This is a genomic window from Pseudomonas sp. R1-15 (assembly GCF_051132085.1).
Lineage (GTDB): Bacteria > Pseudomonadota > Gammaproteobacteria > Pseudomonadales > Pseudomonadaceae > Aquipseudomonas.
Window position 1 is genome coordinate 3,769,627 of the sequence record NZ_CP071660.1, and the last position, 15,684, is coordinate 3,785,310.

The 15,684-nt window shown below is 62.5% G+C and carries 11 protein-coding genes; 5 read left to right on the plus strand and 6 right to left on the minus strand.

Translation table 11 applies throughout. From position 1 onward, the window contains the following. Positions 1 to 20: 20 nt before the first annotated feature. Complete coding sequence (gene gudD, locus J3P97_RS17040; protein ID WP_434630078.1) at positions 21 to 1,364, plus strand: glucarate dehydratase; 1,344 nt, start codon at positions 21 to 23, stop codon at positions 1,362 to 1,364. A gap of 146 nt (positions 1,365 to 1,510) precedes the next feature. Here the strand turns inward: gudD and glgB are convergent, their stop codons facing one another. The 3 genes from glgB to J3P97_RS17055 all read right to left on the minus strand — a co-directional run bounded on the left by glgB (position 1,511) and on the right by J3P97_RS17055 (position 9,261). Beyond that, complete coding sequence (gene glgB, locus J3P97_RS17045; protein WP_434573322.1) at positions 1,511 to 3,745, minus strand: 1,4-alpha-glucan branching protein GlgB; 2,235 nt, start codon at positions 3,743 to 3,745, stop codon at positions 1,511 to 1,513. A gap of 11 nt (positions 3,746 to 3,756) precedes the next feature. Continuing rightward, on the minus strand, positions 3,757 to 7,101 hold the full coding sequence (gene treS, locus J3P97_RS17050) for a maltose alpha-D-glucosyltransferase (protein ID WP_434573320.1): 3,345 nt from the start codon (positions 7,099 to 7,101) through the stop codon (positions 3,757 to 3,759). 162 nt (positions 7,102 to 7,263) lie between these two features. Beyond that, complete coding sequence (locus J3P97_RS17055) at positions 7,264 to 9,261, minus strand: alpha-1,4-glucan--maltose-1-phosphate maltosyltransferase (RefSeq protein WP_434672341.1); 1,998 nt, start codon at positions 9,259 to 9,261, stop codon at positions 7,264 to 7,266. Between the two features lie 209 nt (positions 9,262 to 9,470). On the opposite strand from J3P97_RS17055, the gene J3P97_RS17060 reads away from it, so the two are divergent. Next, complete coding sequence (locus J3P97_RS17060; protein WP_434573316.1) at positions 9,471 to 9,635, plus strand: hypothetical protein; 165 nt, start codon at positions 9,471 to 9,473, stop codon at positions 9,633 to 9,635. Between the two features lie 138 nt (positions 9,636 to 9,773). Here the strand turns inward: J3P97_RS17060 and J3P97_RS17065 are convergent, their stop codons facing one another. Continuing rightward, complete coding sequence (locus tag J3P97_RS17065) at positions 9,774 to 10,274, minus strand: MgtC/SapB family protein (protein WP_434573314.1); 501 nt, start codon at positions 10,272 to 10,274, stop codon at positions 9,774 to 9,776. A 136-nt stretch (positions 10,275 to 10,410) separates the two neighbouring features. Between J3P97_RS17065 and J3P97_RS17070 the strand changes: the two genes are divergently transcribed. The 3 genes from J3P97_RS17070 (at position 10,411) to mapR (ending at position 13,749) form a co-directional block, all read left to right on the plus strand. Further along, entirely contained in the window at positions 10,411 to 10,647 is a 237-nt protein-coding gene (locus J3P97_RS17070; protein WP_434656944.1) for a DUF3203 family protein, read from the plus strand. A 192-nt stretch (positions 10,648 to 10,839) separates the two neighbouring features. Further along, positions 10,840 to 12,252 carry a cytochrome c oxidase accessory protein CcoG gene (gene ccoG / locus J3P97_RS17075; protein ID WP_434672342.1) on the plus strand — a complete coding sequence of 471 codons (1,413 nt, stop codon included), beginning with the start codon at positions 10,840 to 10,842 and terminating at the stop codon, positions 12,250 to 12,252. 87 nt (positions 12,253 to 12,339) lie between these two features. Beyond that, positions 12,340 to 13,749, plus strand: a complete 1,410-nt coding sequence (gene mapR / locus J3P97_RS17080) for a GntR family transcriptional regulator MpaR (RefSeq protein WP_305500207.1) — start codon at positions 12,340 to 12,342, stop codon at positions 13,747 to 13,749. 149 nt (positions 13,750 to 13,898) lie between these two features. Here the strand turns inward: mapR and J3P97_RS17085 are convergent, their stop codons facing one another. Both J3P97_RS17085 and J3P97_RS17090 read right to left on the minus strand, forming a co-directional pair. After that, on the minus strand, positions 13,899 to 14,645 hold the full coding sequence (locus tag J3P97_RS17085) for an SDR family oxidoreductase (RefSeq protein ID WP_305500206.1): 747 nt from the start codon (positions 14,643 to 14,645) through the stop codon (positions 13,899 to 13,901). Between the two features lie 98 nt (positions 14,646 to 14,743). Further along, positions 14,744 to 15,622, minus strand: a complete 879-nt coding sequence (locus J3P97_RS17090) for a Dyp-type peroxidase (RefSeq protein ID WP_434672343.1) — start codon at positions 15,620 to 15,622, stop codon at positions 14,744 to 14,746. Between the last annotated feature and the right edge of the window lie 62 nt (positions 15,623 to 15,684).

Sequence of the window (15,684 nt, forward strand, 5' to 3'; positions counted from 1 at the left end):
AACTCAAGGATCCGTACACGATGACTACCCAAGAAACCAGCAAAGCCCCGATCATCACCAGCATGCAAGTAGTGCCCGTGGCTGGCCACGACGGCATGTTGCTCAACCTCAGCGGTGCCCACGGCCCGTTTTTCACCCGCAACATCGTGATTCTCAAGGACAACGCCGGGCATACTGGCGTGGGCGAAGTGCCCGGCGGTGAGCGCATTCGCCAGACCCTCGAAGACGCTCGCTCACTGGTGGTCGGCAGCCCCATCGGCACCTACCAGAAAATCCTCAACAGCGTACGCCAGGCCTTTGCCGATCGTGATGCCGGCGGTCGCGGCCTGCAGACCTTCGACCTGCGTATCACCATCCACGCCGTCACCGGCCTGGAAGCTGCGTTGCTCGACCTGCTCGGCCAGCACCTGGATGTGCCGGTCGCCGCCCTGCTCGGCGAAGGCCAGCAGCGCGATGAAGTGAAGATGCTCGGCTACCTGTTCTACGTCGGTGATCGCCAGCAGACCGACCTGCCCTACCGCAGCGAACCGCAGGCTGAAAATGACTGGTTCCGCGTACGCCACGAAAAAGCCCTGGATGCTGACGCGGTGGTACGTCTGGCCGAGGCGGCCCACGCGCACTATGGCTTCGAGGATTTCAAGCTCAAGGGCGGCGTGCTCAGGGGCGATGAAGAGATCGAAGCGGTGACGGCGTTGGCCGAGCGTTTCCCCCAGGCGCGCATCACCCTGGACCCGAACGGCGCCTGGTCACTCAAGGAGGCCATCCGCCTGTGCCGTGATCAGCACAAGGTGCTGGCCTATGCCGAAGACCCTTGCGGTGCCGAGAATGGTTATTCGGGTCGTGAAGTCATGGCTGAATTCCGTCGCGCCACAGGCCTCAAGACCGCCACCAACATGATTGCCACCGACTGGCGCGAAATGGGTCACGCGATTACGTTGCAGTCGGTCGACATTCCCTTGGCGGACCCGCATTTCTGGACGATGCAGGGTTCGGTGCGGGTGGCGCAGATGTGCAATGAATGGGGCCTGACCTGGGGCTCTCACTCCAACAACCACTTCGATATTTCCCTGGCGATGTTTACCCACGTCGCGGCCGCCGCACCGGGCGACATCACCGCCATCGACACTCACTGGATCTGGCAGGATGGCCAACGGCTGACCAAGGCGCCCTTGCAGATCCGCGGTGGCTGCGTGCAGGTGCCGAAGAAACCGGGGCTGGGGATCGAACTGGACATGGACCAGCTGGCCAAGGCTCATGAGTTGTACAAAGGCATGGGACTTGGCGCGCGGGATGATTCGGTGGCGATGCAGTATCTGATCCCGGGCTGGACATTCAACAACAAGCAGCCGTGCCTGGTGCGCTGAGAGGCTGAGGACTTTTAGCTCAGCACTGTGGGAGCGAGCCTGCTCGCGATAGCGGAGTGTCTGTCAGCACTTTTGTGACTGACTGACCGCCATCGCGAGCAAGCTCGCTCCCACATTGGATCAATGTGATCCAAATGAATCCGGGCCTATCCCTCCGGTCGCAGGATCAGCACCGCCAGCGGCGGCAGGTTCAGTTCCAGCGACAGCGCCTGGCCATGGCTGGGGATCGCCTCGGTGGAGGCGCCGCCGCCATTGCCATAGTTGGAACCGGCATAGGTGTCGGCGTCGCTGTTGAGCAATTCCACCCAGCGTCCGCCAAACGGCACGCCGACCCGATACGCCTCGCGCGGCACCGGCGTGAAGTTGGCGACTACCAGCACCGGCCGGCCATCCTTGCTCCAGCGCAACCACGCATAGACACTGTTGACCGCATCGTCACCGATCAGCCATTGGAAGCCTTGCGGCGCATCGTCCTGGTCATGCAGCGCCGGTTCTTCGCGATAGAGCCGGTTCAGGTCGCTCACCAATTTCTGCACGCCCCGGTGCTCGGGGTATTGCAGCAGGTACCAGTCCAGTTGCTGGTCGTGGTTCCACTCGCGCCATTGGCCAAACTCGCAGCCCATGAACAACAGTTTCTTGCCGGGATGGCCCCACATGAAGCTCAGGTAGGCGCGCAGGTTGGCGAATTTCTGCCAGCGGTCACCGGGCATCTTGTCGATCAGCGAGCGTTTGCCGTGGACCACTTCGTCATGGGAAATCGGCAAGACAAAACGCTCGGACCAGGCGTAAACCAGGCCGAAGCTCAGTTCGTTGTGGTGATGAGCGCGGTACACCGGGTCCTGCTGGATGTAATGCAGCGAATCGTGCATCCAGCCCATGTTCCATTTGTAGGCGAAACCCAGGCCGCCCTGTTGCGTGCTCTGGCTGACACCCGGCCATGCCGTGGACTCCTCGGCGATCACCAGCGCGCCGGGCGTCTCCAGTGCAACCACGTCGTTGAGGTGGCGCAGGAAGTCGATGGCTTCCAGGTTCTCCCGTCCGCCGTGGCGGTTGGGTACCCACTCGCCGGCCTTGCGCGAATAGTCGCGATACAGCATCGAGGCCACCGCATCGACCCGCAGGCCGTCGACGTGGAAATGCTTGAGCCAATGCAACGCCGAGGCCAGCATGAACCCATGGACTTCGGTGCGCCCGAGGTTGTAGATCAGCGTGTCCCAGTCCTGGTGGAAGCCTTCCAGCGGGTTGCCGTATTCATACAGCGCGGTCCCGTCGAACTGGGCCAGACCGTGGGTATCGGTCGGGAAATGCGCCGGCACCCAGTCGAGGATCACGCCGATATTGGCCTGGTGGCAGGCGTTGACGAACGCGGCGAAATCATCGGGCGAACCGAAACGCGCGGTTGGGGCAAATTGCGACAGCGGTTGATAGCCCCACGAGCCGCCAAACGGGTGTTCCATGATCGGCATCAGTTCGATGTGGGTGAAGCCCAGGTCCTTGACGTAGGGAATCAACCGCTCGGCCATTTCATGCCAGTTGTACTGCCGGGAAACCTCCCCCGCCTCGTCGATTTCGCACTGCCAGGAACCGGCGTGCAACTCGTAGATCGACAGCGGCGCGCCTGGTAGCTGGCGCTCGCGTCGGCTTTGCATCCACTCGTCGTCCTGCCACTCGATTTTCAACGGCGCGGCGACCTTCGATGCCGTGTCCGGCGGCATCTGGGTGGCCAGGGCCACCGGGTCGGCCTTGAGCGGCAGGATACCGTGGGCGCCAAGGATTTCGTATTTGTAGCCTTCGCCCGGACCGAGCCGCGGGATGAAGATCTCCCACACGCCGGACGGATAACGGATGCGCATTGGATGCCGGCGCCCGTCCCAGACGTTGAAGTCCCCCACCACCGACACACGGCGCGCGTTCGGCGCCCAGACCGCGAAGCGCACACCGTCGACGCCATCGACCGTCTTCAGTTGCGCACCGAGGCACGCGCTGAGGTCGCGGTGATTGCCCTCGGCGAACAGGTAAAGATCCATTTCCCCCAGCAGCGGGCCGAAGCTGTAGGGGTCTTCGGCAACCTGCTCGCCGCCCGCCCAACGGGTGCGCAGCAGGTACGGCTGTGCGCGGTCGAAATGGCCGACGAACAGGCCTGGCGTTTCGGTAGCCTGCAATTCGCCCAGCTCCTCGCCGCCGTCACGGGCGAGCACATGCACGCTCAACGCACCGGGCAGGTACGCGCGGATGAATTGCCCGCCCGCCCCGTCGCCATGCGGGCCCAGGATCGAGAACGGGTCGTGGTGTTCGGCGCGCACCAGCGCGTCGATGTCGTGGGGGGCCGGCAGCAATGCCTCTTTGGCCTGCCCCTGGGTTTCCTTGTTCGAGACGCTCATGATTCTCTCCACTAAATCGGTCCGGCTAAATCGGAAAAGGGTTGCAGCCCACTCAACAGCCCGTACAGACCGTGCAACGGCACGGGCAGCCAGGCGGGGCGATTCTCGGCTTCATAAGCCACTTCATAGGCCGCCTTCTCCAGGCCGAACAACGCCAGCGCGGCGTCCTCGCCTTCAGCATCCTTCCATTCATGGGCAAGACTAGCTGCCGCCAGCCGATACGCCTCGACAAATGCCTGGCGGGCCTCAATCAAATAGCGGTCGGCGACCCGTTTGCGCGCCGCATCGGCGTCGGCCGTGGTGTCCACGGTGTGCAGTTGGACCGCCATCGCTGCCGCGTAATCGAAGGAACGCAGCACACCGCTGACGTCCTTGTACGGGCTGTGCTTGCCACGCCGCTCGTGCAACGGCCGCGCCGGCTCGCCCTCGAAGTCGATCAGGTAGGCGTCGCCCTTGATCACCAGCACCTGCCCCAGGTGCAGGTCGCCATGCACCCGGATACGCAAGCCACCGGCGGCCTTGCCGGCCAATTCCTGGACATGGGCCAGCACGGTTTTCCTGTGTTCCAGCAAGCGTGCGACCATGGCTTGGTCCGCCGGGTTCAATTGCCCCTGGTTCTGCTTGAGCAGACGCAAGGCATTTTCCACCTGGGCGACGACGTCCTTGCCGATCGCCTGGGCCTCTTTGGCGCTGGTGGCCTGCGGCGCGAAGTCCGGGTTGTCGGTGGGCTGGGCGAGCACCTTGTGCATTTCCCCCAGGCGCTGGCCGAGCATGCCGGCGAAGTCCTTCAGCTCGCCCAGGGCGTTGTAGTGCTGTTCCTGTTCGGACACCGCGTCCGCCAGTTCGTCGCGCAAGGCGCGCTCAAGGTTGTTCTGGGTCCATTCCCACGCATCACCCTGATTGCTCAGGTAACCCTGGGCGATCATCAGCAGCGCGTCCTCGCCCCGGGCGTCGCGGCGAATCACCGAACCCAGCAGCGGCGAAATATTGCTGAAACCGGCAGCGGTCAGGTAAGCACTCATCTCCAGTTCCGGGTGCACGCCCGACGCGACCTTGCGGATCAGCTTGAGCACCAGGCTGCCGCCAACCACCACCGAACTGTTGGACTGCTCGGCGGACAGGTAGCGCACCTCCGGCTCGGCGCCAAGGTTCAGCGCCGCCAGGCCTGCGGTGGGTTCAAAACGCAACTCGCCATCGGCGCACGGCAATACGGTGTTGGCCTGGATGCCTTGCATCACGGCTCGCACGAAGCTCTCCAGGGTGAACGCATCGGTAATCAGCCCGACCTGACGCCCCCGGCGGACCCGCGACAAGGCCAGTTGCTGGGGCAGCGCCGGGCCCACCTGGTCCTCGGCCAACAGACCGAATGGCAGTTGATAGCGCAGCGTCTGACCGGCACTGGTCACGTCGATTTCGCTCAACAGCACAGGCCGTTGCGGATCACCGAAGCGCACGCCATAGACGATGTCGACTTTCTCGATGGCGCTATCCTTGCCGGCGAACCAGCGACGATTCTGCAGCCAGCTTGGCAGAATGCTCTGCTCCAACGTCGTGCGTGACGGCGCCTCAAGCAATTCTTCCAAGCGCTTTTTCAGTACCAGCGTGGTGAAGTCCGGCAGGCTCTGGGCAGGTTCCACATGCCAGCTCGGCATCTGGTTTTCCGCCGCCAGGGCGAACCAGTAGAAGCCGTACGGCGCCAGGGTCAGGAGGAAATTCAACTGGCCGATGGGCGGGAAGGCATTACCCCCGAGCATCTCCACCGGGACCATGCCGGCATAGGCCGACAGGTCCAGCTCCGCCGCCTGGGCGCTACGTGAAACGTTGGCGACGCAGAGAATGATTTCATGCTTGCCATCCGGGCCGGTGTATTCACGGGTGTAGGCAAGGATCCGGCGGTTACTCGGCGACAGCATTTTCAGCGTGCCCCGGCCGAAGGCCTTGGACTGCTTGCGCACCGCGAGCATCCGACGGGTCCAGTTGAGCAGCGAATGCGGGTCGCCGGCCTGGGTCTCGACGTTCACCGAGAGGTAGCCGTACTGCGGATCCATGATCGGCGGCAGCACCAGGCTCGCCGGGTCGGCGCGGGAGAAACCGCCGTTGCGGTCGATGGACCACTGCATCGGCGTGCGCACGCCATCGCGATCACCGAGGTAGATGTTGTCGCCCATGCCGATTTCATCGCCGTAGTACAAAGTCGGCGTACCGGGCATCGACAGCAGCAAGCTGTTGAGCAATTCCACGCGGCGCCGGTCGCGCTCCATCAGCGGCGCCAGGCGACGGCGAATGCCCAAGTTGATCCGCGCCCGGCGATCGGCCGCGTAGTAATTCCACAGGTAGTCGCGCTCCTTGTCGGTGACCATTTCCAGGGTCAGCTCATCGTGATTGCGCAAGAAAATCGCCCATTGGCAATTGGCTGGAATCTCCGGAGTCTGGCGCAGGATGTCAGTGATCGGGAAACGATCCTCCTGGGCCAGCGCCATGTACATGCGCGGCATCAGCGGAAAGTGAAACGCCATGTGGCATTCGTCGCCATTGAGGCCTTGAGCGTCGACATCGCCAAAATACAGCTGGGTGTCTTCCGGCCACTGATTGGCCTCGGCCAGCAGCATGCGGTCGGGGTAATTGGCGTCAATCTCGGCGCGGATCAACTTGAGGACATCATGGGTCTCGGGCAGATTCTCGTTGTTGGTGCCGTCGCGCTCGATCAGGTACGGAATCGCGTCCAGGCGCAGGCCATCGATGCCCATGTCGAGCCAGTAGCGCATCACCGACAATACGGCCTTGATGACCTGCGGGTTGTCGAAGTTGAGGTCCGGCTGGTGAGAATAGAAGCGGTGCCAGAAGTACTGGCCGGCCACCGGATCCCAGGTCCAGTTGGACTTCTCGGTATCGAGGAAAATGATCCGCGTGCCGTCGTACTTGTGATCGTCATCCGACCAGACGTAAAAGTCCCGCGCCTTCGAGCCCTTCTTGGCCTTGCGCGCGCGCTGGAACCAGGGGTGCTGGTCCGAGGTGTGGTTGATGACCAGCTCGGTGATGACCCGCAGGTTGCGCTTGTGGGCCTCGGCAATGAAGCGCCGCGCATCGGCCATGGTGCCGTAGTCGGGGCTGACGCCACGGTACTCGGCGATATCATAACCGTCATCGCGCCGGGGCGAAGGATAGAACGGCAGCAGCCAGATGGTGTTGACGCCCAGGTCGGCAATGTAGTCCAGCTTCTCGATCAGCCCGGGAAAGTCGCCGATCCCGTCGTTGTTGGAGTCGAAATAGGATTTGACGTGGACCTGATAGATGACCGCGTCCTTGTACCAGAGCGGGTCGTTGATAAAGGTGGCAGACCGAGGTTTCTTGGCCATTTGCAACTCCTGAAAATTCGATAAAACCGCTGGACTGGCTGGCGATATCTACGTGGCGAGGGAGCTTGCTCCCGCTGGGCTGCGTAGCGGCCCTCTGAGATCACGACTGCTGCGCAGCCGAGCGGGAGCAAGCTCCCTCACCACGAAAGCCGTTCTCGCGCCTCACGCCACGCTGATCCGCCAGATCCCGAACGGCTGGTATGCCGGGTCGATCCGCATGAACTGGTACTTGCCGTACCAGGTCCAGCGGTGGCCGTTCATCAAATCCTCGCCCTGGGTCTGGGCATCGTCCGGCAGGCCCATCTCCCACAACGGCAACTCGAAATTGGCTTCCTGGACGTTGTGCGGATCGAGGCTCACCGCCACCAGGATGAAGTTGCTGCCATCCGGCGTGCGCTTGCCGAAGTACAGGATGTTGTCGTTCCAGGCGTTGTAGATCTTCAGGCCCAGGTGCGTATGCAGCGCCGGGTTCTGGCGGCGGATACGGTTGAGCTGAGCGATCTCGGCGATGATGTTGCCCGGCGCGGTGAAATCCCGTGGCCGGATTTCGTACTTCTCCGAATCGAGGTATTCCTCCTTGCCTGGCACCGCTGCTGATTCGCAAAGCTCGAAGCCCGAATACATGCCCCACAGGCCCGACCCCATGGTCGCCAGCGCGGCGCGAATCAGAAAACCGGCGCGCCCCGACTCGTGGAGGAACGCCGGGTTGATGTCCGGTGTATTGACGAAAAAATTCGGCCGATAGCATTCGCGCAAGGGCGACTCATTGAGCTCGGTGAAATAGGTCGCCAGTTCGGCCTTGGTGTTGCGCCAGGTGAAATAGGTGTAGCTCTGGGAATAACCGACCTTGCCCAGCCGCGCCATCATCGCCGGCGTGGTGAAGGCTTCCGCCAGGAACATCACGTCTGGGTACTGCGCGCGCACATCGGCGATCAGCCACTGCCAGAACGGCAACGGCTTGGTGTGGGGATTGTCGACGCGGAATATCTTCACGCCCTCGTTGACCCAGCCCACCACGATGTCACGCAGTTCGGTCCACAGGCTCGGTATCGCATCGGCGGCGTAGAAATCGACGTTGACGATGTCCTGGTATTTTTTCGGCGGGTTCTCCGCGTATTTGATCGTGCCGTCCGGCCGCCAGCTGAACCAGCCCGGATGCTGCTTGAGCCAGGGGTGGTCCTGGGAACACTGGATGGCGAAGTCGAGGGCGATTTCCAGGCCGTGATCGGCTGCGGCGGCCACCAGGCGGCGGAAATCCTCGCGAGTGCCCAACTGCGGGTGAATCGCCTCGTGCCCGCCCTCCTCGCTGCCAATGGCGTAAGGGCTGCCCGGATCGTCGGGGCCGGCGGTCAGGGAGTTGTTCGGACCTTTGCGGAAACTGCGCCCGATCGGGTGGATCGGCGGGAAGTACAGCACGTCGAAGCCCATGTCCTGGATCAGCGCCAGGCGCGAATGCACGTCGTTGAACGTGCCGTGGCGGCTGGGATCATCGGTGATCGAGCGAGGGAACAACTCATACCAGCTTGCGAACTCGGCCCGTTCGCGTTCCACGTCCAGCGGATATTCGGGACTGATGCTCAGGTAAGGCCGATGGTCGGCCAGCGACATCAGGTCCGCGCTGCGTGGTTCAAGGAACAGGGCGACCTGTTCTTCCGGCAACAGACTCGAAAGCTGCTGGTGCAACTCGGCCAGCTGTTCGCTCAATTCCCCATCGCTGCGCTCGGCAGCCTGTTGCACATGATTGCGCCCTTCCTGCAGCTCCAGGCTGATGGGGACCCCGGCGGCGAATTTTTTTTCCAGCTCGTAGCGGAAGCTGGCGAACTGATCAAACCACGCCTCGATGCAAAACACGTAGCGGCCGACGGCCGGTACGTTAAATTGACCGCGCCAGCTGTTGTTGCCCAGCTCGGTCATCACTTCGCTGTTCCAGATATCGTCTTCCAGCGCACGCCAGCGGATCCGCACAGCCAACTTATCGTGGCCATCGGCAAACACCTTGCTGGTCACCGTCACGTCCTGCCCCGCCAGGGCCTTGGCGGCAAACTGCCCGCCATCGATCACCGGCATGGTGTTTTCAATCGCAATACGTGGCAATAACAACGCCTGGGACAACGGCAGATGCGGGTTGTTCGCCAGGTCATTTGGCTGTTCGGCAATCATCGAGCATCGCTCCTTCTACGCCCCATGGACGCACTTGTGGCGGTAAAGGCCCAATGGGTCCCTGATTTAACTCACTTAAGCTCCGAACCGGACCGGCGACCAAAAGTTCAGCACGATTTACTGGCCGGCACCGGGGAATCAAACCCGTCGGGCCATGGTCAACCAGACAAGCACGACTCAAGCCACATCCACCCCGGAGGCCCGATCGAATGACCATTCCCATCCCGGCCGAAACACCCGATCCGAACATCGACGACCCAACCCTGCCGCCACCCGGTCCGGATCCCGAGCCGATTCCAGAGAAGGACCCACCGCTGGACCCGCAACCGCCTTTGGGAGATCCGCCGAGCGAGGCGCCGCCGGAGCGGGTTTGACTCGACAGATCAGTGATAAACCTGTGGGAGCGAGCCTGCTCGCGAAAGCGGTGTGTCAGTCAGCATAGGTGGTGCTGATTACTCCGCCTTCGCGAGCAGGCTCGCTCCCACAGAATCCATGCCCAGTCCGGCGAATGGTTACAACTTTTCGTCTTTTTCCAACGCCCGAACAATCATCGGCATCACACTGAAAATCGCCAGCGCCAGCACCGTACTGAGCAACGCTGTCGCTTCCCGGCCCAATCCGGCGGCAACGCCGATGGCGGCGGTCATCCACAGGCCGGCGGCGGTGGTCAGGCCTTTTACGTGGCTTTCGTCGCCATTGTCGTTTTTCAGGATGGTGCCGGCGCCGAGGAAGCCGATGCCAGCGACGACGCCCTGAATCACCCGGCTCATCGCGTCGGCCTGGGAGCCGGACATCTGCGGCACCAACACGAACAGCGCGGCGCCCAGCGCCACCAGCATATGGGTGCGCACGCCGGCGGCCTTGCCCTTGTGCTCACGCTCGAACCCCAGGATGCCCCCCAGCAGTGCAGCCATTACCAGGCGCACCGTCACCCGTGTCATCTGCTCGGTATCGGTGATGTCGGCGAATTCAGCTTGCAGAGTTATCCAGACTTCATCCCACCACGATTCCATGGACCTTCCTCTCTTCACTCGATAAATGATGGACCACAAGCGATGCGAGACGTGCGACCGACCGCTGATCAGCCGCAACGAACCCTGCCGGCGGCACGCCACCTAACGTTCAGACACTGAAGGAAGGAGCATCAACATGACTGTACGAATCGATGACAACCGGACCTGCCACTTCGACACCCCCAACGGCCAGGAACAGCGACCGGCGAGCGAGTTGACGATCATTACCGACCCGGACAAGGCCATGTCAGCCGTGGAGCTCAATGGCGGGCGGGTCTACCTGACCGAGGCGGAAGTGGATGCCCTGACCGTGGCCGGAGCGGCTGACGGACGGCAGAACCTGAAGGCGACTGACAGCGACTCAGTGATCTGACTCCACGCTGGCGAGGGAGATTGCTCCCTTGCCACTGAGCGTTGTTCGGTCATTGCCGGGTGCATCAAAGTGTCGCAGGGCCGGGGCCGCGCGGTATCTGATCCGGTTTTTATCCCGCTACCTGAGTCTGTTATGCAAACAGTTCGATGGTCATAGTGCTCCGGCCAGATAGCGGCTGATGAGCGACCGACCATGAGCGAAAGAATCCCCGCCCAGTTGATACAGACCTTCGACCCCGCACCCACGAGAATCAGGGCCAGGACTACCGACAACCTGATCCACACCCGTAGCTTCAGCGGTTTGTTTCGTACCCTGCGCATCAGCGGTGCCGGCGTCCTGTTCCTGCTGTTCTTCGGCACGGTTTGGCTGGACTGGAACGGTCGCCAGGCAGTGCTCTGGGATCTTTCCGAGAGCAAATTCCATATTTTCGGCGCGACCTTCTGGCCCCAGGACTTCGTCCTGCTCTCGGCGTTGTTGATCATTGCCGCGTTCGGCCTGTTTGCGATTACCGTGTTCGCCGGGCGTGTGTGGTGCGGCTACACCTGTCCTCAGAGCTCATGGACCTGGATCTTCATGTGGGTCGAGAAGATCACCGAAGGTGAGCGCAACCAGCGGATCAAGCTGCAAGCCGCGCCGTGGGGCGTGAACAAACTGCTGCGACGCTTGGCCAAACATACGTTGTGGCTGGCCATCAGCCTGCTCACCGGCCTGACGTTCGTAGGCTACTTCACCCCGATCCGGCCGCTGGCGGAAGAGCTGCTGACCCTGCAAATGGCTGGCGTCAGCCTGTTCTGGGTGGTTTTTTTCACCGGGGCCACTTACCTCAACGCCGGCTGGCTGCGCGAAGCCGTGTGCATGCACATGTGCCCTTATGCGCGATTTCAAAGCGTGATGTTCGACAAGGACACGCTGACCATTTCCTACGACGTGGCCCGTGGCGAAATTCGCGGCCCGCGCAAACGCGATGCGGTCCCGGCCAACATCGGGCTGGGCGACTGCATTGACTGCCAGATGTGCGTACAGGTCTGCCCGACCGGCATCGATATTCGCGACGGTCTGCAAATGGAGTGCATCGGCTGCGCGGCCTGCATCGACGCCTGCGATTCGATCATGGACAAGATGGGCTACGCCCGTGGCCTGATCAAATACACCTCCGAACGTCAGCTGCAAGGCGGCAAGACTCACCTGCTGCGACCACGGCTGGTCGGCTACACGGCGGTACTGATGGTCATGATCGCTGCGCTGGCCCTGGCACTGGTGGAGCGGCCAATGGTGTCGCTGGATGTGAGCAAGGACCGCGGCCTGTTCCGTGAGAACAGCCAGGGCCAGATCGAAAACATCTACAGCCTGAAGATCATCAACAAGACCCAGCAACGCCAGGCGTATCAATTATCGCTGGCGGACGGCGCTGGTTTCGTCCTGCAAGGCAGGGCGCAGCTGAGCCTGGCACCCGGGGAAATCGTCGATGTTCCGGTGTCGGTGGTGATGCTCAGCGAACGGCCCAAGAGCGGGTCCCAGGAAATGACGTTCAAGGTTGCCGACAGTGATGAGCCAGACATTTACAGCGAAGCAAAAAGCCGTTTTGTAGCACCGATGAATCGGTGAAGCCTTAAGATGCCTTGCTTTTGTGGGAACGAGCGCGCTTCCGCAGTTAAAAGCGCAAACCACGCGTGATTCAAGACCGGACCCGCCATGAAACGCTACGAAAAATTTGCCGACGACATCGCCGAACTAATCCGCTCCGGCATGCTCGGGCCGGGCCAACGGGTGCCGTCGGTGCGCTACGCCAGCCAGACCTACGGCGTCAGTCCGTCCACCGTGTTCCAGGCCTATTACCTGCTGGAGCGACGTGGTCTGATCCGTGCCCGGCCGCGCTCCGGCTACTTCGTCAATCATCATGCGCCGAGCCCGTTCTGCGAGCCGGTCGCCAGCAGCCAGGTCCACGAGTCCACCGAGGTCGACGTCAGCGAACTGGTATTTTCGGTGCTCGACTCGATCAAGGATCCGACGACCGTACCGTTCGGCTCGGCATTCCCCAGCCCGACGCTGTTTCCCCTGCAACGCCTGTCCCGCTCGTTGTCCAGCGCCACGCGGGACATGGATCCGCGCGTAGTGGTCACCGACATGTCGCCGGGCAACCCTCAACTGCGCCGCCAGATCGCCCTGCGCTATATGGTCGGCGGCCTGATGCTGCCCATGGAGGAACTGCTCGTCACCAACGGCGCCCTGGAGGCATTGAACCTGTGCCTGCAAGCCGTGACCGAGCCGGGCGACCTGGTGGCAATCGAGGCGCCCGCGTTCTATGCCAGCCTGCAAGTACTCGAACGGCTGAAACTCAAGGCGGTGGAAATCCCCGTCCACCCACGCGACGGCATTGATCTCGATGTGCTGGAACAGACGCTGGCGCGCCATCCGGTCAAGGCCTGTTGGTGCATGACCAGCTTCCAGAACCCGATTGGCGCGACCATGCCCGAAGCGCGCAAACAGGCCTTGGTCGAACTGTTGCGTCGCTACCAGGTGCCGTTGATCGAGGATGATGTCTATGCCGAACTCTACTACGGCCAGCAGGCTCCCAAGCCGGCGAAAGCGTTCGACACCGAAGGCCTGGTGATGCACTGCGGCTCGTTCGCCAAGAGCCTGGCCCCGGGCTACCGCATCGGCTGGGTCGCCGCCGGGCGCTACGCCCGGAAGATCGAGCGGCTCAAGCTGATGACTTCACTGTGCGCCTCGATGCCGGCCCAGGCCGCGATCGCCGATTACCTGCAACATGGAGGCTACGACCGTCACCTGCGCAAGTTGCGCTACGCCCTGGAAGAACAGCAAAGCGCCATGCTCGCCGCCATAGCCCGGTATTTTCCGGCGCAGACTCGGGTGAGCCAGCCGGCGGGTGGGTACTTCTTGTGGCTGGAGCTGCCGGAGCAGATTGATTCGCTGAAACTGTTCCAGATGGCCCTGGCGCAAGGCATCAGTATTGCACCGGGGCCGATCTTTTCAGCGACCCGGCGGTTCAGGAACTGTATTCGCCTGAACTATGGCGGGCCCTGGACCGATGTGTCGGAAAAGGCCATGGAGACGTTGGGGCGGATTATCCGGTCGTTCTGAGTGCGATGTTGCCTTTGGGATTGCCTTCGCGAGCAGGCTCGCTCCCACAATGAATTGTGCTGCGCGCCTGAAATAGGTGCCAAAAAGAGAGCCAATGTGGGAGCGAGCCTGCTCGCGAAGAGGCCGGCACAGACAACCAGAAACCAAGATCAGCGCCCGCCCCCCAGCTCCACAAACGTCCCGGTCGCATACGAAGCCTTGTCCGACAGCAGCCAGATAATCGCCTCGGCCACTTCGTCCGGACGTCCGCCCCGGGCCATGGGGATCGCCGATTCCAGCTTGCTGACCCGCTCCGGATCGCCGCTGAGGGCATGGAAATCGGTGTAGATGTAGCCCGGGCGGACCGCATTGACGCGAATACCTTCGCCAGCGACCTCCTTGGAAAGGCCGACGGTGAAGGTGTCCAATGCGCCCTTGGAAGCCGCGTAGTCGACATATTCACCCGGTGCGCCCAAGCGGGCGGCAACCGAGGAAACGTTGACGATGCTGCCGCCCTGCCCGCCATGCCGGGGCGACATGCGCAGCACCGCCTGCTTGGCGCACAACATCGGCCCGAGCACGTTGGTCTTCAGGATCTTGAGCATGCGGAACTCGGACATTTCATCGAGTCGGGACTTGTGGGCAACCGTACCGGCGTTGTTCACCAGGGCGGTGACGCGGCCCAGCTCGGTGTCCACGCGGTTGAACAGGCCGACCACTTCGTCCTCGATGCTCACGTCGGCCCGCACCGCAATGGCCTGCGCGCCCTTGGCACGGATCTGGGCGAGCACATCCTGGGCAGCGTTTTCATCCGACTGGTAGTTGATGCAGATCCGATAGCCCAGGTCGGCCGCCAACAACGCCGTGGCCGCCCCGATCCCACGCCCGCCACCGGTGATGACGATGACTTTATCCACGCTTGCTCTCCCGTTTCCAGGCAAATACGTCGGGCCCAAGGATAGCGTTGACTCGACGATTTGCACAACGCGACCGGCCTGTCGGGGCGGGACGCTGCTTAGCGGGCGAGAGCCCGCAGGTCCAGGCGCCCGTCCAACTGCGGCGGGCACCAGTAGTAACCACCGGTAATCGGCCGGCTCATGCGATACAGGCCATCGGTAATACCGTCCTCCAGACCGCTCATGCGCCGCAATTGCGCCTCGAAGGCGTCCAGGGAAAAACCGAACGCCAGGAACATCAGGCCAGCGCGGTCACCTTCGATCCAGGGCATGGAACGGCGTACGACAAAAGCCTCCGGAGCAAAGCTTTCCTGGGCCGTGCGCTTGACGTGGGCAGACTCAGGCGCATCTTCGAGCTCTTCGTTATCGCTCAGGCGCCGGCCCATGATGTTGTCTCGCTCATGGGGCTGCATCGCGGCGAAACCGTCCAGGTCATGCTGCCATTGCTGGATCGCAGCAAAACTGCCACCGCGCAGCCCGTCGTTGCCCTGGGCCAGGGCGGCGGCCACGGCCGCTTCGTCGTGAGGGTTTTCGGTGCCATCTTCGTAGCCGGTCAGGTCGTGGCCGGTCATGTGCCGAAAGGTTTCGTTCATCTGCACCAGACGCAGTGCCGGCGCCAATGCCGCTTCGATGGCGCGACTGCGGTGCATCAGCTCGCCGCGATCTTCGCCATGCAACCAGCACCAGAACGCGTGCTGGGTCGACGGGTTGTCCACGCCGACGCCCGCCAGCGCCGGGAACGCGCGCAAGCCCTCGACCTTGGCGCCCAGCGCCTGGACCAGCGACTCGCCAAAGCCGACTACCACGCGGCCATCCAGTTGCAGCAACAGCTTGTCGATCGCAGCCGGCAGTGCCTCGACCGATTCCAGGGCAAAAAACAGATGACGGGCCTGAGGCGGAACAGGGGTGGCGAGAATGCCGGGCTGGTAGTAACTCATGGGAACTCCTTTGGAAAGAGCCGCGAGTTTACCCGGCGGCCGCCGCTTTGTGTGGTTTGGCT